Raw genomic sequence first — 19,818 nt, 5'->3', positions numbered from 1 at the left:
ACAGTCAGGTTGATTTCCTGACAGAAACACTTGTGTTTGGACAATGACCATGATGTATGGACCCGCCAGCACAATGCGAGCCTGAAATTCTGCAAGACAGGACCGGCGCGCCCAGTGTTTCCCAGCTCAAAGATTTCCGTTGCCCTGCTGGGGCTATATTTGGCGCAGGCTGTGCCCCTTTACCTCGTGGCAGCCGCGTTGCCACCAATCCTGCGCGCCAATGGCGTGGGGTTGGATGTGATCGGCGGTTTGGGAATTTTGCTGACTCCGTGGGTTCTAAAGGTGCTCTGGGCCCCTTGGGTTGATCGGTACTGCCATGACCCGAAGGTCGGGCGAAAAACGATCGTTGTGGGATGTCTGCTCGTGACGCTTGGCGGCATCCTGGCGCTGTCCATGTTTGATCCCGTCAAGGATGCGGCGATTTTCTTTCCAATCCTGATGGCAATGTCGCTGTCGTCGGCCACGCAGGATATCGCGTCAGATGGATGGGCGGTGGAGCACCTTCCGCCGGACGACCAGCCTGGCGGCAACGCGCTGCAAGGCGGCGCTGTTGCCCTTGGTGTGGTGATCGGAGGATCGGGCACACTCGTATTGTACGATCTGCTGGGTTGGTCGCAGACGTTGTGGGTCATGGCCGCGCTGGCCTGTTTCTTGGTTCTGCCGTTCCTGAGGCTGCCCGAAGGGGCAGGCCAACGGACCCTTCCCGCTGATCGGGGTCGGCCAGGGCTGTTGCGCTTCCTGAGCGTTGAAGGTGCATGGGCAATGCTTGCCTTTGCGCTGATCATCCGCCTGCCTGAAGGGTTGGTAAAAGCATTGGAACAGCCGTTCCTTGTCGATCAGGGTTTCACCTTGGCAGAGGTTGGCGCGATATCAGGCGGCTCGGCCGCCGCCGTCGGCCTGTTTGGAGCATTTGTCGCTGCGTGGTTGATCCGGCTTTGGGGTTTGCTGCCTTTCCTTGTCCTGTTGATCTGCGGCCGCACCTTGGCATTTGCCGCTTTCTACGTTGCGGCCACAATGGGCATCACCCAGTTGATGCTCATCCTCTTGTCGGTCTTTGACACTTTCTTGCGTTACATCGAGATCGTGGGATTGTTCACCGCGTTCATGCGTTTTGCCTCGCTCAGGCAAGCCGCCACAGACTTCACATTGCTTACGAGTGCGACACTGCTGATGTACATGATCGGTGGCATCGTCGCCGGCCAGTTGGCTGAGACGGTGGGATACGGACCCGTCTTCCTCTCTGCTGCGCTGTTGTCTGGGATCGCGGGCTGGATTGCGCTGCTTCTGCTGCCTGCCCGCGTCCGCACCATCCCCCTTACTACCGCTACGGAGACTTCTTGATGATCTTGACCCGCCTTTTCGCCGGTACCAGCGCCATTGCGCTCTTTATCGGTACTCCCCTGTTAGCACAGGAACAGGGAGAACCTGTCGAATTGGGCGAAATCGTGATTCAGGCAGTACGTACCGGCGCAACTGAGAGTTCAATTCCGGGCACTGTGCAAGTTGTCGATGGCGAACAAATCATTGAGCGGGTTCGCCGTGGGCAAACACTCTCGCGTGCCCTATCAGACCTGGTGCCGGGTCTCGCGCCTGCCAATGGTACCATTGGCGGGGCGAGCCAAACCTTGCGGGGCAGGACGACACAAATCCTGATCGATGGCGTGGCGCGGACGTCGGAATTGCGCGGTTTTGATCGGGAGCTTTCCGTTCTGGACCCGAACTCCATCGAACGAATAGAAATCATCAAAGGTTCAACCGCGCGTTTCGGCAATGGGGCCACCGGCGGTATCATCAACATCGTGACCAAAAAACCTGCGGAGGAACGACGGACAACTGTTGAAACCCGCCTGTCCGGGCAGAGCGACGGCGGCAGCTTGGGCAACGAACTTTTCCTGTCGCACGATACGCGCGCGGGTGACTTGGGTCTAAGGTTCGAGCTTTCGCGCAGCGATACAGGCGCATCTTTCGATGGCGACGGCAACCGCATACCTTCGGACCCGCTGATCGGGCAGGGTGGCGGCAGTAACGTCGAGCGCTATTCTTTTGGTGTGGCTGCAAACTGGTCACGGGGACCGCACGAGCTGGACGTTCGGCTTGACACCTACCAGCTGGAACAAGAGATTGATTACTTCGCCGACTACGATAACAACCCCGCGCGCGTCTCAGACCGTCGTTACACTGGGGAACCGGTTGAGGATCGGGGCGTAAGTGCGAATGTCACCTATCGGTATGACAACACAGCCTGGGGTGATCTTGAAATCAACGCATATGCTACCGACATCGAACGCCGCTCAGCGCTATCCGAGCCGGGGCCGGCAAATCAGCTCTATTATTCTGTCAGCACCACCGATCTGACGCAGGACCCGCTATCCCAGGGCGAGCTCTTCACAACAACCTACGGCATCTCTGCCACGCTGCGCACGCCGATGGAGTGGCTTGCGCCGGATGCAACACTCACATGGGGTATCGACCTTGGCCGGGATGAAGTCGAGCAGAAGACGCTTGATGGTCGGGACCTGCTTGCACCAATGAAGCAAGATAGTATCGCGATCTTTGCACAGGCCGACATTCCGATCGGACCACGACTGAATCTGAGCACCGGGCTCCGGGCCGAGCGTTTCTCGCTCGATATCTCTGACTTCAACCGACCCACCGGTGTGTTTTTGTTGGAAGTAGCCGAAGGATCCTTTGTCCCGGTTGTACTTGCGCCGGTCGATGTGATCGGCGGCGATTTCGATTATGACGCCGTGGTCGGCAATCTTGGGCTAGTGTACGAGCTGTCACCAACAACCTCGATTTACGGAGGGTTCAGCCAAGGCTTTTCCCTGCCGGATGTTGGTGCATTTACACGACGGGCCGGTACGTCAGGCGGGTCATCAACCGTTTCCTTTGCCGATATCCAACCGGAAGCACAGATCGTGGACACTTGGGAGTTGGGGGTGCGGTACGATACAAACCGGTTGTCTATCGATAGCTCTGTTTACTATTCGACCTCAGACGACGGTGTGACCTTCGATGCCTCGACAAGTGAGATCAGCCAGCAGAAAGAGGAGATATGGGGCGCGGAATTTAGTCTCGACTATGACATGCGCGACGATTGGAGCGTCGGCGCCCAACTTGCCTTCGTCGAAGGAAGGTTCGACAGTGACGATGATGGCGACGTCGATGCCTGGCTACCGAACAACCGCATTCCCTCCCCATTTACCGCCACGTTATACACCGATCGGTCCTTTGCGAACGGGCTGAACCTGTCTGGCGAAGTTGTCTTTTCTGCCGAGCGCGATCGCCCCGGACATCCGCAGCTTGAGGACATGTTCAGCGTCAACGTCGGTGGCTCTTATCCGGTTGGCGCCGGTCGTGTGACATTCGGGGTGACCAATCTGTTCGACCGCCAACAAGAAAACAGTGCGGCCAGCAGCGTACGCTACAACGAACTGACCAACGATGCCGTACGCATCGCGGATGAAGGGCGTCGGGTGTCTGTCGGCTACTCGGTGTCATTCTAATACGCTGCCCTACCGCACTCTAACTTGTAGAGCGCGGTAGGGTATAATGGATCATGCTGGAATGCGCACCGCATCCTCCGCTACCTCACCACCGGCCCAATCGACCAAACCGGCCGGTGAACGCCGCAGCGCATCAAAAAGCGGCCTGCCAGTAAAGTCTTCCAGGATCGCTGCACTTCGCCAAGCTGTCAGGCTCAGTTGCGGATCAACAATGCCATGTGATTGCCGCCCATGGTTAAGCCCGTAGATTGGAGTTTCTTCTGGGCCATCCCATTGCACACGGTAATGGCCATCCAGTGTTAACGCGCCACCCAGCTCGGTGTCCAACCGGTCACGAATGGGGTCAAGACAGTGTGGTACGGCAGGTCGAAAGCCTGTGGCAAGTATCACGATATCTGCGTTCAATTCTTCAACGGCTTTCAATGGCGTTTCCGCGTTCAAACAAAAACCGCCGAAACGCTGCTTGATCCGCGTTACAGTTCGCCCCGGGCGAAGGGAAACAACATCGCAACCATCCACATATCTGTGGCGATACAGTTGGCGATAAATCTCGTCCGCCGTTGACGGCGTCAGCCCGTCGCTGCTGTACTTCTGTGCGGATACGGCGGCTTCTTTCGCAGCGTCTGTCAGGCCAAGAAACACATCATGGTAAGCAGGCGTGTAGATCTGATCGACAAGACCACCTTCTTGCAGGTGCCAGAACGCGCTGCGCCGACTCAGCCATGTCAACTCGGCTGGCATGGGGGCGGAGCGAAGCAGATCAAGCACAATTTCGGCACCTGTCTGACCTCCGCCAATTACGGCGACACGTTTGCCAGAGATGTCCAGGCTGCGCTCCAGATATTCGACCCCATGGAAACAGTTTGGCCCAAGAGGTGCCTGCGGTGGCACATGGGGAACGGGACCAGTGCCGATCGACAATCCTCGGGCCTTTAACGTGTTTCCGGAGGCTGTGCGCAGAACAAAACGATGACCGTCATGTTCTACTTCTTGCACGGTTGCGCCAAACTGGCAGGTCTCAAGATTGCGCGCGACCCACGCCATATAGTCTGTAAACTCCTGCCGCGATACGGTTTCAAACCGGGCAGCCATGAAGTCGTAAAAACGGCCTTGCTGGACAAGGTAGTTCAGAAAGCTCAATGCACTGGTCGGCAGAACCGGTGTGACCATATCCTTGAGATAAGACGTCTGCATGGCACTATCGTCAAAGGCGAGGCCCGCATGCCAGGAGAACGTCGGCTTCTGGTCCAGAAATCGTGTCTTTAGACCGGGCACGTCGTGTGCAAGTGCCGCGAGACTGAGATTAAAGGGGCCGATACCGATGCCGGCAAGGTCCATGGATAAGGTATCAGATGTCATTTCAGGTCCTTTGTGTTGAGGGAGGAGCAAAGGCCAATGCGGCACCGGAGAGTGCGACAATGGCAAAGGGAGCTGCCGGGGAAAGCGCCATCAGCGCTGATCCCAATGCCACCCCGCCGGCCAGTGCCGCGATCTGGATCGCGCCATTCCAACCGGTGACCTGAAGCTGGGCATAGTCCTTGCGGGTCATGATTTCAGATAGGTTAAGAGTAAAGAGCAGCCCGGTTGAGCCGCCGATGACAAAACTGAGTAGAAGGAAAATGGTCAGCCGATCTGCTAACGGCACAAACGCTGCAGCCAGCACCAGAAGCAGACCCGCAAAGCGGGCACCGCGCTGGCCTACGTGCTGCGCAAGCAGGCGTAGCGACAGAAACAGACCAAGGTTTGCTGCGGCTAGGCAAAGCCCGGCATAGCTGGCTGCCCGCACGGGATTGGCATCCAGTTGATCAAGGATAAGAGGGGCCAGTCCGATCTGAGCCGCACCAACTGCAGATTGCGTCAGAACCGTCACCCGAAACGCTGTCAGCTTTGGCATGCGAATACTGGTGCGTAGGCGAGGTGCGACTGTACCGCGGCTCATCACTAGGCTGATTGCCACTCCAATAGCAGCGGGCAAAAGCGGTACCAACGGTGAGATCAAAAGAAGAGGCCCGATGAGGGCGGCTGAAAAAATGCGCCCGACACTGCCCATGGACTGCACGATGCCCAATCCAGTGCGACCGTCTTTCTGGGCAGCACCTTGAGTTTGCGCGGCCATCATCAAGCCTGCCGCCGAAACGCCCTGTACTGATCTAATCAGGACCAACAGGGTAAAGGTAAAGGTTGTGCTCCAGCCATGCATATCGGTCCCAACCATGTAGAGCAGCGCAAGATTGGCGAGCAGAAGTCCGCCGAGACCGCCAAGCATGACTACCCGTCCACCCAGCAAACTGACAAAAGGTAAGGCAACGCCCGCCGTGACCAATCCGATGGCCACCGCCAGCCCAATCTCACTTTCATGCAAGCCCAAGGCCAGCGCGAGAACCGGCACCATGCCGATCAACGCCGTCTGCTGGAATGCGTGACCGGCAAGAACCGGCCAGAAAATCGAGAGAGGTGACATGGCAACCTTGCGAATCCTGACAAAAACAGTCGGTAATATCTACAAGACGGACAGTAAACGCAAATATTCCCGTTCGGCGAAAGGGCGCACATCATGACTCACTCCCAAATGGCTGGCGATCTTGCGGCGCTTGATGCCTTTCTCAACTCGGCTCTGCGCGAAGGCCAATTAGCTGAGGCACAGCTTAGTGAGGCCAGCCTGCGTTTTAAGGATCAGGTGGGGCGGAGCATCACAGTCGAGGTCAAGCAAAAGTCAAACCTACGTACATTCTTCGGGCCTGGGATCAGGCGTCATCGCACGCAAGGCTGGGAGGACCTGAGCGTAGCGCAACTCTTGACCTCCTTGGCAAAGGCAGGTGGTGATGCTTTTCGAACCCGCGTAATGGATAGCTTGGCAGGCCTTCGTCGCGCGCCGTTGGCGGACGGAACCGCTGACACGTGGAACTTCCTTGCTGCTGAACAGGCGCTCAAAGCGGGTCATCCGTTCCACCCCAATCCGCGCAGCCGTGACGAGATGACTGCGGATGATGCCAAACGCTATGCACCGGAGCACGAGCAGACTTTTCGATTGCACTGGTTTGCGGCGGACCCCGCTCTGGTCGCCTCGAACACCGGTGCAGCAGGGTATTTACGGCAGTTGGCAGATGCCGATCTTGGCGCGACAGATTGCGGCAAAGTTCCTCTCCCTTGGCATCCTTGGCAGGCTGAGCGGCTTGCCAACCAGAAGGCCATACAGGACCTGATCGACAGCGGGGCGCTCGTCGATCTCGGTCGTGGCAAAGGTGCATGGGGCGCAACGTCATCGATGCGCTCCCTGCATGCTTGGCACGCGCCTTTCATGGTAAAAACGTCTTTGTCACTGCGTTTAACCAACTCGGTCCGACACTTGTCCCTGCGCGAAGTGGTGCGGGGTGTTCACATCTCTGACCTGCTCAAATCGGATCTTGGCGCACGGATCAATCGGGACTTTCCAACGCTGAACATTCTCGGGGAACCGGGCTATGCCGCATTGTGTGACGGGGCGGGCGCAGTACGCGACGACACAATTGCCGTCCTGCGTGACAACCCTTTTCGCGATGCTTCACTGCCGGGTCCAGTGATGCTAGCCGCTTTGTGCGAAGCATCGCAAAACGGGCGATCCCCTCTTGGAAGACTGATACTTAGCCTTGGCCCGGATGCTGCACCCCGGTGGTTTACCCGCTTTCTCGAGGTTGCAATCCGCCCGCTTCTTGAGCTGCGCGCGCAATATGGGCTTTTGTTTGGCGCCCATCAGCAGAACCTGATGCTCGCCTTGGATGGCGGGTGGCCCAAAGCCGCTTGGGTCCGGGATTGCCAAGGTACCGGTCATCTGGACAGCTTCCACGAGATGTTGACGCAACATTGCCCCGGTATCGGCGAAGGTGCCGAGAATGTCGTGGATGCCGGGCTCGGCGATGGTCTGGTCACGTATTACGTCGTGATCAACAGCGTTCTGAACACGCTTTCCACCCTCGTTCTGGATAGGTTGGCAGACGAGGATCAACTGACCGACCTGTTGCGCGATTTCCTGCGACGCGCCCGGGCACAAACCCCCGGGGATCCCACGCTTTATAGCAAGCTTCTCGAACAACCGACTCTCACCTGCAAAGGGAATTTCGCAACCAGCCTCAGCGGCGTGAATGAAGCCGATGGCGACGCGCGCGGACAGGTCGCCAGTTTCCTTGAACTTCCCAACCCTTTATTGGAGCCCGTCCACGCATGACCCTCGATACTGCAACGCTGACTGAAGCGGCCTTTCCATCCCCCGACGATCTTGAACCGTTCGCGCGGTGGGTCGAAGACCGCTTTGCTCAAGACGGCAAAGCGGCGCATATCGACCTGCCACCCGAGCTAACACACCTTGGCCTTGACGCCCGACTGCCCGGATATGTTGACACCAGGGGCGGAGCACGGCGCATTCATCGTTCCGGTTTTCTGCAATCACCCGAACCTTGGCTCAAGCATCCACAGACACGTTTCCAAAGCGCAGGATTGATTGAAGGCCCCGATGGTCGGAATCACCCCCTACGTCCTGCAAATCCGCAGGGCGTCGTTTACGAGCGGTTCTTTGTTGATGCGGGCATAACCGTCACTTTTCGCTCGGTAGATATCGACCACGATCTTGATACTTTTCATCGTTGGCAGAATGACCCACGCGTCGCCTATTTTTGGGAAGAGGATAGGTCGCCGGAAGAACTGCGTGGCTTTCTTGAAGACCGATTGTCTGACCCGCACAATTTCTCGGTGATCGGGGAATATGACGGCGTGCCCGTGGGGTATTTCGAGATTTACTGGGCGCGCGAAGACAGATTGGGCGCATACTACGATGCGGGTCTCTGGGATCGCGGCTGGCACGGTCTGATCGGTGAAGTCAGTGCACTTGGACGCGCCAAAACATCTGCCTGGATTCGTGCGCTGACCCATTACATCTTTCTTGATTGCCCAATGACAGATCTGGTCGTGGGCGAACCACGTGTCGATAATGCAAAGCTGCTTCGCTATGCGGACGCATTGGCGTATCGAAAGATCAAGGAATTTGATTTTCCACATAAACGATCTGCCCTGATGCATTGCGCCCGGGACGACTTTTTCAGCCAGGTGGCGCTATGACCAAGAGCCTGGATACAGCGCGCCGACGGCTGCTGGCCAAGATGATCAGTGAGTTGAGTTGGGAAGAGGTTCTGCACCCGGAAGAAGGCAATGCGTTCCAGCTTATACTGGCGTCGAACCGGGTCTATCGTTTTCAGGCGACGCGGCGCATTTGGGACAATCTGGATATCGAACCGGAGAGTTTGTCCGATGATACTGGTGAAACTCCTTGCCCGCTGCGGTTTGTCGTTGATGCGCGTGAAGAGTTGGGCATGACCCCTGACACCGAAGCAATGTTTTTGCGTGAGCTGTCGAATACTCTGCGACAAGATATCGAGTTGAAGCGGCTTTTTGGCGGTTTGGATGCACAAGCCTTGATCGCTCTGCCGCCGCGCACTTTACATGCTGCTCTTGAGGGACATCCGAAGGCAGTCGCGAACAAAGGGCGACTTGGTTGGGGCACGGCGGACGTGGCCGCCTACGCGCCAGAATACAAGGAGCCAATGCAGCTTTTCTGGCTTGCGGCTGACCAAACATTGTTGCGCAGCGGCAAGTCCAGAAACATTAGCGAAAATGATCTGCTTGGTGACGTCTTCGGAACCGATCAGAGAGATCCTCTCAGGCAAGAAGCGCAGCAGGCGGGGGCGACGGATGCGCATGTCTTACTGCCGGTTCATCCCTGGCAATGGCATAACCACCTGGAACAGTCTTTTGTGGCCGAAATCGCGCAACACCGGCTGATCCCGCTTGGTCAACATGGTCCGAAGTTCGTCGCGACACCCAGCCTGCGCACGCTGACACCTGTCAGCGGAGGCCCATATGAGGTCAAGCTGTCGCTGGGTATTCTCAATACGTCCGCATGGAGAGGCATGCCTGGGAAATACATCGAACATGGCGGAGCGATGTCAGACTGGTTGTCTGACATCGTTCGGGCTGATCCACTCCTGACTGGTCGAGTCATCGTTCTGCGCGAAGCCTTGGGCCATTGGGCTGCTCACCCGACCCTGTCTGATTGCCCCGATGCCCCTTATCGCCATCATGAAATGCTTGGTGCCATCTGGCGCGAGAACGCGGATGCAAAGACCAGCCCCAACCAAAAGGCTGTATTGGCAGCCGCTCTGTTTCACCAAGGCGCGTGCGGCACACCATTGGCCCAAGCCTATGCAAATGCGGCTGGGCTCAGCATCGCGGTCTGGCTGGAAGCGCTTTTCAAAGTCACCGTGGTGCCGCTCTGGCACATGCTTTGTCGATATGGCGTTGGGTTCATCGCTCACGGCCAGAACATTACGGTCATTCTGGAAAATCACATTCCGGTTGGCATGGCTCTCAAGGATTTTCAGGGCGATCTGGATCTTGTCGACCAAGATTTTCCGGAGATGGAAGGTTTGGACCCAGAGATACGCGCGCTGTTGCCGCGTAAGCCACCTGCTTACATCATCCACGACATTCAGACCGCCCATTTTGTGACCGTACTGCGCTTTTTATCAATGACCTTGTCGCGCACTGGGCAAATTGAAGAAAGCCGTTTCTACGATATTTTGCGGGACGTCCTCTTGGACTATAAAATTTCGCATCTCGAACTTGCAGAGCGCCACAACATGTTTGACTTGTTTGAGCAAACGATGCCGAAGGTTTGCATCAACAAAGTGCGTCTTGCGATTGGCTACGGTGACAGTGGCGAACGTCCTTTGCCAGCGCGCAGTACCGATCTTGTGAATCCGCTTGCGAACAACGGACGTTTACAAGGTGCCATCGATGGAGAGTTGCTGTCTGCAAGCCGTTAAGTCGCCGCGGAAACTGGGGCAGGGTCCTCCACTATCGAAGAACGCGTAGTGCATTGAGACGAAGGCGGTTTGACACACTTTCGCACGGGATGGGTGACAGGAAGCTTCGTACTCAAGTCCGCGCGGCATGAACCAGATGCCAGCGTCGGATGTTGAAACTTTGGCTTTTCAGTTGGCCGTGCGAAAGCGTGTCAGAATCGCCGCGAATGAACAAGCGCTACCGTATCCCAATAATCTTTACTTCTTTTATCAGGATATATACTACCTAAAATGATCGCGCGCCCCACCTCCATCGGCAGGTCCCGTGCTGCAAAGAGGACAATTATGGGGGTGTTATGCAGCGTTGCATATTTGGGGGTGCGGCCATCGCAGCCGTTTTTGCAAGTTCTGTTCAAGCACAGGAAGCGCCGGTTGAATTGCCGCCGCTCATTCTCGGTACCGCTTTACGGGACGATCGAAACATTCTGGATACGCCAGTCGCAGCCACAGTCGTCGAAGGTGAAGAGCTTGACCGCGGACAGGCTGATACTTTCGACGAACTGGTCGGAGACGTACCGGGCGTTCTGATCGAAGGCGGGCCGCGTGGAGTCGCACAAGAGCCGAACATCCGTGGATTTCAGGACGAACAGGTTGTCCTGCGGCTGGATGGGGGACGTTTGAACTTCAACCGGGGCCATAGTGGTCGTTTCTTTTTTGATCCGGACATTGTGCAACGTGTCGAAATTGTCAGGGGAGGGGGATCGACCTTGTTTGGATCGGGCGCCATTGGTGGCGTGATCGCGGTGGAAACCAAGGATGCCGCTGACTTGTTGCGCCCCGGCCAAACAACAGGCGCACGCTTGCGGTTTGGCTATACGGACAATGGTGAAATCTATGGCCCGTCGACCACGCTTTACAGCGACTACGGCGCGTTCGACGTACTGGCATTTCTTGGTGGACGCGAAGCCGGAGCGAACCAGGACGATGGCGATGGAAACCCTATCGCCCGGTCGGAGATCGACTCTGCCAATGGACTTTTGAAGTTTGGGTTTGAACCAAATGATGAACAGCGTTTTGAACTGAGTCTATCTTACTATGAGGATGATGGCTTTGTGCCCGCAGCTGCGGATTCAATTGCAACCTTCGACCCAATCACGGGCAACGATTCCGAGCGGTCGTCAGAAGTCTTCACGTACCGGCTGTCTTGGGACTGGAACCCCGAGGGATCTGATCTGATTGACCTGTCCGTGCTGGTCTACGGCAATACGCTGGAAATCCAGGATGACCGCGTGCGGGACGGGCGGGCAGACTTTACCGAATACGACACTGTAGGGTTTGAAATTGTGAACCGATCACGGTTCGACATCGGTGTTCCGGTGGATTTGGTCTATGGTGTTGAAGCGTTCAGAGACGAACAAACAGGCACGCGTAATGGTGCGCCCCGGACGCAATTCCCGGATGCCGAAGCGACGACATATGGTGTTTTTGCGGAAGCAACATTTGGCGTTAGCGATCGTTTGGACATCATCGCTGGTGCGCGCTTTGACCAATATGATCGAGACGTGGATGATCCAACGCTTGAGGACGCGGACGATAGTTTCTTTGCGCCGCGGATCGGGTTCAGCTACCGACCCAACGACAATTGGCAGATTTTCGGAAATGTCGCGCGCGCATTTAGAGCACCAACATTAAATGAACTTTATAATGACGGGGTGCATTTCCCACTTGGTCCCGTGTTTACCAACAACTTCGTTCCTACGCCCGACCTGCGCCCTGAAGAGTCAACCCAGATTGAATTGGGTGGTCGGTTTGAAAGGGCGAATATGTTCCGCCAAGGGGATTCACTGCGCCTGTCAGCCAATGCGTACTATGCTGATGTGCAAGACTTTATTGACACTGTCGTGACATCGCCGGGCATTCCAGTGGGGACAGTTCTCGCTACGACCTTTCAGCGGAATATTGACGCGGAATTATACGGATTCGAGGCCGAGCTAGACTACGACGCAGGGAACTGGTTTGGCGGACTTGCCGTGAGTTTACCCGATGGCGATGCGAAAGAAGAGGGTGAGGAATTGGGTTCAATACCTCAGCCACGTTTGACAGCTACACTGGGCTATCGTCCGACGTCTGAATGGACGATTGGGGGCCGCGTTACGTTTGCCGGAGACCAGAACGATTTCCCCGAGGCCGGGAGCGCAGGCGAAAGCTATACCGTCGTCGACTTGTTTGGGTCCTGGTCTCCGTCGGAGGGGCCGTTGCAGAACGCGACCTTCCGCGCAGGCATCGACAATCTGTTTGACGAGCAATACACCATCTTTCCGAACGAGTTGCCGCAGACTGGGCGGTCGTTCAAGGTGTCCGCTGCGTTCGAATTCTGAGCGTGTTGTCCGAGGTAGTTTTGCAGGCGGGATGCAAGTCATCGCACGGTGCTTGTTCAGGCCTTGCTATATCCGATTAATTCTGTCAGGAAATACGCACCCAGTGAGTGCAGAGTCTCTGCTTGCCCGGCACTATCCAACATTCGGGGCTAAATACCCCGCTCAGATGAAAGCTGGCTGTCTAATGACCCTGTTTACCGATTTGTTGCACATGGATGCCGTGGCCCAACCCTATGGCTGTGGCCTGAATCCCAAGCTGCGTGCGGCCATCGAAGCTGACACACGCTGGCAAAGCAAGGCTGCGTCGCCTGCCCGTGTCGAGGGAGCACCGTTGCCGGCGGGAGTGACCCGTTTACCTGTGCCTGCGCCCCAATCTGGGCAGAAGTGGGCATGAGACTGCGCGCATTGCCTGAGGGTGGAGTTGATTTGGATCTGATCGATTTGGGATTTGATACAGTCGAGGCAGGTCTGCTGGCCGTGGCCCGATACTTCTTTTTGACCCATGCAGCACCCGCACGTCAGGCATGGCACACCGGCTTTGCCGTCGCGGTTGAGAGGTGGGGGCCGGATATCGGATTGCCTGCGGCGCATGCTGTAGCGAAGCTAGTGCGGGCCGTATACGACGTTCGTTCCGATTTTGGATTTCATGATCCCTTTGGCATAGAGGCCCGCACGCGAGTCACCTCGGACGAAGCAATGATGATGCGCATGCTCCACCACATGCGGCGGGATGAGACACCGGATGCTCGGGATGCCGTTGAAGTTTTGACCCGTGGCGGAATGGACCCGCATGTGATCCGCGCAGGGCTCACTCTGTCTGCGAGATTTGGCGGTGGTGTACCTGAGCAGAGGCATGCAGGCCGTCGCCCGAAACTGCGGGTGGTGTCCTGAACAGCTATTGCTGGCGGCGACTTCCTTGTAAGGGCAAACGCATGAACCAGATCATTCGCTTTGCCAAAGAGCATTTACATGCGGCCCAAGCCCTATCAGCGCAACAGGGATGGCCACACACAGTGGCTGAGTGGCAGCAAATGCTGGCGTTGGGACAGGGTTTGGTGGCCCTGCACAACGGGCATGTGGTGGGGACCACGCTTTGGTGGACACATGATCGTGCCGTGACCCTTGGCATGGTGATTGTCGACCAAGGACATCGCGGGCAGGGGATTGCTGCTCGGCTCGTGCAAGCTGCGCTTGATCGGGTAGGTGATCTTCCTGTGGTATTGACAGCCACCGACATGGCGCAGCGTGGATATGCACGGTTGGGTTTTGAGAAGTTCGGGATCGTAGACACATGCCGCGGCATCCCTGCCTCGCATTCCTTGGATCCAAACGTCGAGGCGGGTTTCAGTGACGAAGTGTTGGCATTGGACGCGACTGCACGGCGTTGGGACCGAGGCAGTGTCTTACGCAGTTTGATTGCGGGAGGTGCAACCTGTTGGAGCTTGCGGAATAGGCATGGTGTGACAGCCTATGTGTTCGACCGATCAGTAGGACAGGGCAGGGTGATCGGCCCGATTGTGGCCCCGGACCTAAAGATGGCGGAAACGCTGGTGCGTCACTGTCTCGCCACACGTCCCGGCGTACATATGCGCATCGACAGCGACCCAACGCTTGGGCTGAGCAACCGTTTGCCAGCCCTGGGGCTTAAAAAAACCAGCTGGGGAACGGTGATGGTGCGAGGTACTATTGAACGTGCGCCAGAGGGCGCGCCAAGTGTCTATGGGCTGGCCAGTCAGGCATACAGCTGACACGCCGGCTTGCGCCTCAAGCGCGCTCAAAAGCGTCCGGAACACTGTGTGAAACATGAGTCACCATGACTTCGCGTCCGAAGATGTCGGTCACATGCCCTGTCTTAGTCGCCGAAAAGGGGGATCAGCCACCAGCTCAATGGTCAATTGCGCAGGATCGATCGACTGATGTGGGCCAACCTGGATTTGGCTGGCCCACAAGAATTTAAGGGTAAATCTCGCCCGCGAACCATGTGTCCGCCGGCACCCAGTCGTTGCCGCTGCCGCCCCAGGCCTGGTTCACCCAGAACCAGCGGTCATAGACCGTTTCGTTCCAGCAGAAGATGAAGCATTTGCGCACGATCCGGGATTGCCATGCATAGGCATAGGCCACCGGGTAGTGGCTGAGCCAGCCGGTCCCGATCACAGCCGGTGTGTCGCGGTCGCGGATCGAGTTTCGCGTATATTCGCGCAGGCGTGTTTCGCTGACACCGAAGATGTTGTGGTGTTCCACAAGCGATGTGCCTGTCCGACCCGAGAAAAATCGGCTGGCTTGGCCCATGGTGGCGGGGTGCGTGGCCCCCTGACCAAAGGCGCAGAACATATCGACATCGTCGGCGATCTCTTCGATCACGTTGTTCACACCCGCCGTTTGCGTAGTTGGAGACACAACGTCTGCCCCGGTGCCACCATCCTGACGGTAAAGACCCCAGCGCGGTGCCCAATAGCTGTTGCCTGTTCCCGCCCGTTGGTCGCCCCACAGAAACAGGATTGTCCAAGCAAGGCTGCCTGTTGTTTGAGGGCGGCGAGCAGGGGGCCGAATGCGTCACCATAGGTTTCGCGCAGTTCCTTCCACGGGCCAACCGAACCGATCTTGGTCTGTTGACGGCCTTAGCCGCGGTTGCGGACCTCGTGCGGTTCCTTGCTGGCCTCTTCGTCATTCTTGGAAGCAAAGCCGGGGCGCGCCATGGTCCCCGAGATCTTACCGCGCATCTTGTCCGCGTCTGGCAGCAAACCCTCAATAGGCATCGGCAATTGGCGAGCTTGTGCGACCATTTCACCGTCTTCCGCTTCACCTGCATAGGACAGAGCATCAAGCTTGAACAAGCGCGCAACCTTTGCTTCTTTTTCCTTGGCGTCGACAGCAAGCTGATGGCTTGGCGGTTCACGGTCGAGCGACCAGTGCGATACTGGATGATCATGGGTGTCGCTTGAGGCAATGACGAAGCCGCGTCGGGCCGGCACGCGCTATATCTCTTCACCTCGGCCCGAGATCGCTACATGGCGACCGCCTTCACGGCCAAGCTCTAAAACGAACTCGAAATACGCCACATCTTTCAAATCGGGGCGAAAGATGGCGTTGACTTTTCCCGAGAGGGCGGCCTGACCCTTGGTCGGATCCATGTCTGTGCCGCGGATATTTTCAAGTAGTTGGGAAGCACGACGTCGCGCTCCCAAAGGGGACTTCGTCCAAGTTCATTTTCATATCAATGCTCCAGAAAAATGAATTTTGGTTCAAAAGCGGTGAGCAAAATAACCCACACGCTATGAGTGTGTAGAGCGCGCGCGGAGTTCACAAGTCAGGAATTCCACGCGTTATGTCGATTTAGTAGCGGACCGACGCAGCCCGATGGCTTCCAACTCAACGGTTGCACTATCTCATCCGGCGCTTGGTGGACAATCTGCGGATGGCGTTTCAGTGTTCCAATGAAATACCATCTTGACGCGGCATGTTACCGCGAACACCCTAAGACGCATGTCTCATAACCCCCCAAAATCAACCGGTCCCGTCACGATGCGTGACGTGGCACGCGCCGCAGGCGTGTCGCGCATGACCGTCAGTCGGGCGTTGAAAAAAGACAGCCCCGTGTCCCAGGACACCCGCGACCGTATCCTCAAAGTCGTTCGGGAAATGAATTATGTGCCTGATCAGATGGCAGGCAGCCTTACCACCAAGCGCTCTGGCTTTGTTGCCGTGCTTGTTCCATCTCTGAACAACCTGCACTTTGCAGAAACGGTGCAGGCCCTCACAGAAGAGCTGGAGGGTATTGGGCAACAGATCCTGCTTGGGCACACCGACTATTCTCCTGAGCGTGAGGAACAGCTTGTCGAAGATATGCTCAGACGACGACCCGAAGCGATTGTTCTGTCCTATGATGGGCATTCGGATCGGACCATCGCGCTGTTAAGCGACGCGCACATCCCCGTAATCGAATTGTGGGAACGGCCCGACAATCCCATCGGCCACACCATCGGCTTTTCCAATCGACAGGCTGCGGCCGACATGACCCGCGCGCTGATTGACCGCGGCTATCGCAACATCGCCTTTGTCGGCGAAGCGGATGACGACTGGACTCGCGGTGCCGCGCGGCGCAAGGGATATCTCGACGCGATGGAGGAGGCTGGCTTGCCCACGGACCGCGCCCTCAAGATCGGCAAGCCGCCTCTGTCCATCGAAGAAGGGGCTGCCGCCGCCACCCGTTTGCTGGACGAGTTTCCCGACACCGATTGCGTGTTCTGTGTATCGGACGCCCCCGCCTTTGGGGTGCTGTCTGTGATGCTGAAATTGGGCAAGTCCGTCCCGGGCGACATCGGCATCGCAGGTTTCGGTGATTTCGAGGTCTCACGCTTCGCCACGCCCACAATCACGACAGTGTCGGTGGACCCCAAAACCATTGGGCGTGAGACGGGACGGCTGATCGGCCAGCTCTTGTCGGACGACAATCCGGTGAGTCGCACATTGGTCCCCGTGCCGGTCAATCTGACCTTCCGCGACAGCACGAAATAACGAAACCAAGGCTTTTCAGGCGTTTACGCAGGGCAATTTTCCTTGTGTTACCGGTCACAATTGTTAATGTGACCGGTAACACAGAACGAAAGTGCACTCATGCCCACCATCCGGCTCGACAATCTGGTAAAACGCTACGGCAACGTCGAGGTCCTGCACGGGATCGAACTTGAGATGGCCGAGAACGAGTTTACCGTACTCGTAGGCCCCTCTGGCTGCGGCAAATCCACGACCCTGCGCATGATCGCTGGGCTCGAAGACGTGTCAGATGGCGAGATCTACGTCGACGACAAGCCGGTCAGCCATCTAGAGCCAAAGGAACGCGATCTGGCAATGGTGTTCCAGGACTACGCGCTCTACCCACACATGAACGTGGCGCAGAACATCAGCTTTGCCCTGCGCCTTGCGCGCCGCCCGAAATCCGAGATCAACGCCAAGGTCAAGGACGTGGCCGAAATGGTTGGTCTGACCGATTTCCTGGGCCGCAAACCAGGTGCCCTGTCTGGTGGTCAACGCCAGCGGGTCGCGATGGCCCGCGCGCTGGCGAAAGACTCGGGCATATTCCTGTTCGACGAACCGCTGTCGAACCTAGATGCCAAGCTGCGAGGCCAGATGCGGGCAGAACTGGCGCTGATGAGCCAGCGTGTCCAAAAAAACATGATCTACGTCACCCACGACCAGATCGAGGCGATGACACTGGCTGACCGCATCGTCGTTATGCACGGCGGCTACATCCAGCAGCAAGGAACACCCGAAGAGCTGTTCAAACGCCCGGTCAACAAGTTCGTGGCGGGCTTCATGGGCATGCCGCCGATGAACTTCCTCGACGGCACACTGGACGAGCGGGCAGGGGACATTTGGGTCACCGGTGACGGGTTCGATCTGAAGCTATCGGGTGACATCGCAACCAAGGCCAAAGCGCATTCCAGCCGCGACATCACGCTGGGCATCCGCCCATCGGACCTGAACTACGCAGAGGACGCCGACCCGGCACAAGCTCTCACCCTTGACGTGCAAGTGTCGGAATATGTCGGCGCGCAATCCGTCCTGCTGTGCAAATGCGGATCAGCGCAGGTGATGGTCGAGGTGAACTCGGAAACCCCCGTCGCCCTTGGCCAGACCCTCACTTTCGCAGTCAACCAACGCGGCGTGCACCTGTTCGACCGCACAACTGAAATCGCACTTTGAAAACTAAAAAAGTTCTAAGGGAGGAACACATGTTCAAAGCACTAAAAACCACGGCGGTGGGTCTGACGACCGCCGCTATTATGGTGGGGGCGGCATTTGCCAATCCCTACGAGGAATACGCGGGCACGACCCTGATCGTAAACTTCCCCGCACACCCGCATTACAACGCCGCGATGAAGGTACTGCCCGAGTTCACCAAGGAGACGGGCATCGAGGTCGAGGTGGATCAGCTACCTTACCTCAAGATGCGCGAGCGTCAGACGCTGGAATTGGCGCAGGACGAAGGCGAATATGACCTGATCGCCTACGTTGTGTTTTCCAAGGCGGACTACGTCTTTGCCGATCAGCTGGAAAACCTTGCCAAGTATTTCATGAACCCCAAGCTGGCTGACCCCAGCTATGACGCCGATGACCTGATCGACGGCTATGTCGAGAACATCGGCGTTGCAGGTGGCACCAAGGGATATCTGCCGGGCAAGACCGGATCGCTGTTTGGCATCCCGTTCGGCTCGGAAACCTCTGTTCTTGCCTATCGCAAGGACATCTTTGAAAAGCACGGCATCGCCGAACCCGAAAACTATGACCAACTGCTTGATGCAGCTTGCAAAATTCCCGAGGTCGAGCCTGGCATGGGTGGTATGGCCTCGCGCGCGGCATCCGGCCACCAAGCCAGCCATGCGTTCCTTCTGCATCTCGCCCCGTTAGGCGGTCGCGTCTTTGACGACGCATGGAACCCGATCATCAACAACGCCGCAGGTGTCGAAGCCGCCAACGCCCTGAAAACCATCGTCGATTGCGGTCCCGAAGGTGCGATGAGCTTTGGCCCTTCTGAAGCGGCGAACGCATTTGCCAGCGGGCAGGCGGCGATGTTCATGGACTCCATCGCGTTCATGCCAGGGTTCGAAGATCCTGAGCGCAGCCAAGTCGTGGGTAAAGTTGGCTATGCCATGCACCCCGAAGGTGTGCGTCGCGGGTCGCAAACAGGTGGCTTCGGCATTGGTATCCCGAAAAACGCCGAGAACAAGGAAGCGGCCTTCCTTCTCATGCAATGGCTGACGTCCAAGAAAGGGGACCTGATGGTCGCCATGGAAGGCGGCAACCCCTCACGCTTCTCGACCTACCAGGATGCGGGTCTGAACGAGAAGTATCCCTTCGCTGCGACCTTTGGTGAAGCTCTCAAATACGCCGATCCCGACTGGCGCCCGATCATCCCCGTCTGGGGCAAGATCAACGCGGACATCGGCACGACCATGTCCAAGGTGCTGACCGAAGATCTGGACATTCAGGAAGCGTTGGATGGCGTGGCCGAACGGACCCGCGCCGTGATGGACGACGCTGGCTACTACACCTGGCAGTAAGCCTTTCCTCCTGCCGGGGCGTGTGGTGTCACACCCGCGCCCC

17 protein-coding genes are annotated in these 19,818 nt (G+C 57.3%); 12 read left to right on the top strand and 5 right to left on the bottom strand.

Annotation, left to right across the window (positions count from 1 at the left end):
- Positions 1–36 precede the first annotated feature (36 nt).
- Both AC53L6_RS06810 and AC53L6_RS06805 read left to right on the top strand, forming a co-directional pair.
- The gene (locus AC53L6_RS06810) at positions 37–1,341 is read left to right on the top strand and encodes an MFS transporter (protein ID WP_496907286.1); all 1,305 of its coding nucleotides are present in this window, start codon (positions 37–39) and stop codon (positions 1,339–1,341) included.
- Positions 1,341–3,506: a TonB-dependent receptor gene (locus tag AC53L6_RS06805; RefSeq protein ID WP_496907285.1), complete on the top strand. Its 2,166-nt coding sequence runs from the start codon at positions 1,341–1,343 to the stop codon at positions 3,504–3,506. Before AC53L6_RS06810 ends, AC53L6_RS06805 begins: the two co-directional genes overlap by 1 nt.
- Before the next feature lie 51 nt (positions 3,507–3,557).
- Here AC53L6_RS06805 and AC53L6_RS06800 read toward each other — a convergent pair whose 3' ends face one another.
- Both AC53L6_RS06800 and AC53L6_RS06795 read right to left on the bottom strand, forming a co-directional pair.
- Positions 3,558–4,865: a lysine N(6)-hydroxylase/L-ornithine N(5)-oxygenase family protein gene (locus AC53L6_RS06800; protein ID WP_496907284.1), complete on the bottom strand. Its 1,308-nt coding sequence runs from the start codon at positions 4,863–4,865 to the stop codon at positions 3,558–3,560.
- A 1-nt stretch (position 4,866) separates the two neighbouring features.
- Positions 4,867–5,967, bottom strand: a complete 1,101-nt coding sequence (locus AC53L6_RS06795) for a hypothetical protein (RefSeq protein WP_496907283.1) — start codon at positions 5,965–5,967, stop codon at positions 4,867–4,869.
- A 93-nt stretch (positions 5,968–6,060) separates the two neighbouring features.
- Here AC53L6_RS06795 and AC53L6_RS06790 point away from each other — a divergent pair, with 93 nt between their 5' ends.
- The 7 genes from AC53L6_RS06790 (at position 6,061) to AC53L6_RS06760 (ending at position 14,462) form a co-directional block, all read left to right on the top strand.
- Complete coding sequence (locus AC53L6_RS06790; RefSeq protein ID WP_496907282.1) at positions 6,061–7,707, top strand: IucA/IucC family protein; 1,647 nt, start codon at positions 6,061–6,063, stop codon at positions 7,705–7,707.
- On the top strand, positions 7,704–8,594 hold the full coding sequence (locus AC53L6_RS06785; protein WP_496907281.1) for a GNAT family N-acetyltransferase: 891 nt from the start codon (positions 7,704–7,706) through the stop codon (positions 8,592–8,594). The genes AC53L6_RS06790 and AC53L6_RS06785 overlap by 4 nt, the downstream gene beginning before the upstream one ends.
- Positions 8,591–10,357: an IucA/IucC family protein gene (locus AC53L6_RS06780; RefSeq protein ID WP_496907280.1), complete on the top strand. Its 1,767-nt coding sequence runs from the start codon at positions 8,591–8,593 to the stop codon at positions 10,355–10,357. Before AC53L6_RS06785 ends, AC53L6_RS06780 begins: the two co-directional genes overlap by 4 nt.
- 335 nt (positions 10,358–10,692) lie before the next feature.
- Positions 10,693–12,714 carry a TonB-dependent hemoglobin/transferrin/lactoferrin family receptor gene (locus AC53L6_RS06775; RefSeq protein WP_496907279.1) on the top strand — a complete coding sequence of 674 codons (2,022 nt, stop codon included), beginning with the start codon at positions 10,693–10,695 and terminating at the stop codon, positions 12,712–12,714.
- A gap of 184 nt (positions 12,715–12,898) precedes the next feature.
- Positions 12,899–13,108, top strand: coding sequence for a hypothetical protein (locus tag AC53L6_RS06770; RefSeq protein WP_496907278.1), 210 nt, complete (start codon positions 12,899–12,901; stop codon positions 13,106–13,108).
- Positions 13,105–13,605, top strand: coding sequence for a hypothetical protein (locus AC53L6_RS06765; protein WP_299747784.1), 501 nt, complete (start codon positions 13,105–13,107; stop codon positions 13,603–13,605). Before AC53L6_RS06770 ends, AC53L6_RS06765 begins: the two co-directional genes overlap by 4 nt.
- Positions 13,606–13,646: 41 nt before the next feature.
- Positions 13,647–14,462 carry a GNAT family N-acetyltransferase gene (locus AC53L6_RS06760; RefSeq protein WP_496907277.1) on the top strand — a complete coding sequence of 272 codons (816 nt, stop codon included), beginning with the start codon at positions 13,647–13,649 and terminating at the stop codon, positions 14,460–14,462.
- A gap of 205 nt (positions 14,463–14,667) precedes the next feature.
- Here AC53L6_RS06760 and AC53L6_RS06755 read toward each other — a convergent pair whose 3' ends face one another.
- The 3 genes from AC53L6_RS06755 to AC53L6_RS06745 form a co-directional block, all read right to left on the bottom strand.
- Positions 14,668–15,111 carry a hypothetical protein gene (locus AC53L6_RS06755; RefSeq protein ID WP_496907276.1) on the bottom strand — a complete coding sequence of 148 codons (444 nt, stop codon included), beginning with the start codon at positions 15,109–15,111 and terminating at the stop codon, positions 14,668–14,670.
- A 221-nt stretch (positions 15,112–15,332) separates the two neighbouring features.
- The gene (locus AC53L6_RS06750; RefSeq protein ID WP_496907275.1) at positions 15,333–15,686 is read right to left on the bottom strand and encodes a hypothetical protein; all 354 of its coding nucleotides are present in this window, start codon (positions 15,684–15,686) and stop codon (positions 15,333–15,335) included.
- A gap of 3 nt (positions 15,687–15,689) precedes the next feature.
- Positions 15,690–15,845 (bottom strand): hypothetical protein, encoded by a 156-nt coding sequence (locus AC53L6_RS06745; protein WP_496907274.1) that lies wholly within the window; start codon positions 15,843–15,845, stop codon positions 15,690–15,692.
- 352 nt (positions 15,846–16,197) lie between these two features.
- On the opposite strand from AC53L6_RS06745, the gene AC53L6_RS06740 reads away from it, so the two are divergent.
- From AC53L6_RS06740 to AC53L6_RS06730, 3 genes are all read left to right on the top strand, one after another.
- A complete protein-coding gene (locus AC53L6_RS06740; RefSeq protein WP_299206178.1) occupies positions 16,198–17,229 on the top strand; it encodes a LacI family DNA-binding transcriptional regulator in 1,032 nt (343 codons plus the stop codon).
- A 99-nt stretch (positions 17,230–17,328) separates the two neighbouring features.
- Positions 17,329–18,417, top strand: coding sequence for an ABC transporter ATP-binding protein (locus AC53L6_RS06735; protein ID WP_299706544.1), 1,089 nt, complete (start codon positions 17,329–17,331; stop codon positions 18,415–18,417).
- 29 nt (positions 18,418–18,446) lie between these two features.
- On the top strand, positions 18,447–19,775 hold the full coding sequence (locus AC53L6_RS06730) for an extracellular solute-binding protein (RefSeq protein WP_496907273.1): 1,329 nt from the start codon (positions 18,447–18,449) through the stop codon (positions 19,773–19,775).
- Positions 19,776–19,818: the final 43 nt, after the last annotated feature.

The organism is Tateyamaria sp. LSS28, assembly GCF_059611725.1.
The sequence above is the reverse complement of the archived record's forward strand: the minus strand, read 5'-3'. Positions and strand labels throughout refer to the sequence as shown.

What these genes read in the sequence shown, in the direction of transcription:
- AC53L6_RS06805 (WP_496907285.1), top strand. Translation starts at nt 1,341, where the DNA reads ATGATCTTGACCCGCCTTTTCGCCGGTACCAGCGCCATTGCGCTCTTT.
- AC53L6_RS06800 (WP_496907284.1), bottom strand. Translation starts at nt 4,865, where the DNA reads ATGACATCTGATACCTTATCCATGGACCTTGCCGGCATCGGTATCGGC.
- AC53L6_RS06795 (WP_496907283.1), bottom strand. Translation starts at nt 5,967, where the DNA reads ATGTCACCTCTCTCGATTTTCTGGCCGGTTCTTGCCGGTCACGCATTC.
- AC53L6_RS06790 (WP_496907282.1), top strand. Translation starts at nt 6,061, where the DNA reads ATGACTCACTCCCAAATGGCTGGCGATCTTGCGGCGCTTGATGCCTTT.
- AC53L6_RS06785 (WP_496907281.1), top strand. Translation starts at nt 7,704, where the DNA reads ATGACCCTCGATACTGCAACGCTGACTGAAGCGGCCTTTCCATCCCCC.
- AC53L6_RS06780 (WP_496907280.1), top strand. Translation starts at nt 8,591, where the DNA reads ATGACCAAGAGCCTGGATACAGCGCGCCGACGGCTGCTGGCCAAGATG.
- AC53L6_RS06775 (WP_496907279.1), top strand. Translation starts at nt 10,693, where the DNA reads ATGCAGCGTTGCATATTTGGGGGTGCGGCCATCGCAGCCGTTTTTGCA.
- AC53L6_RS06770 (WP_496907278.1), top strand. Translation starts at nt 12,899, where the DNA reads ATGACCCTGTTTACCGATTTGTTGCACATGGATGCCGTGGCCCAACCC.
- AC53L6_RS06765 (WP_299747784.1), top strand. Translation starts at nt 13,105, where the DNA reads ATGAGACTGCGCGCATTGCCTGAGGGTGGAGTTGATTTGGATCTGATC.
- AC53L6_RS06760 (WP_496907277.1), top strand. Translation starts at nt 13,647, where the DNA reads ATGAACCAGATCATTCGCTTTGCCAAAGAGCATTTACATGCGGCCCAA.
- AC53L6_RS06745 (WP_496907274.1), bottom strand. Translation starts at nt 15,845, where the DNA reads ATGGATCCGACCAAGGGTCAGGCCGCCCTCTCGGGAAAAGTCAACGCC.
- AC53L6_RS06740 (WP_299206178.1), top strand. Translation starts at nt 16,198, where the DNA reads ATGTCTCATAACCCCCCAAAATCAACCGGTCCCGTCACGATGCGTGAC.
- AC53L6_RS06735 (WP_299706544.1), top strand. Translation starts at nt 17,329, where the DNA reads ATGCCCACCATCCGGCTCGACAATCTGGTAAAACGCTACGGCAACGTC.
- AC53L6_RS06730 (WP_496907273.1), top strand. Translation starts at nt 18,447, where the DNA reads ATGTTCAAAGCACTAAAAACCACGGCGGTGGGTCTGACGACCGCCGCT.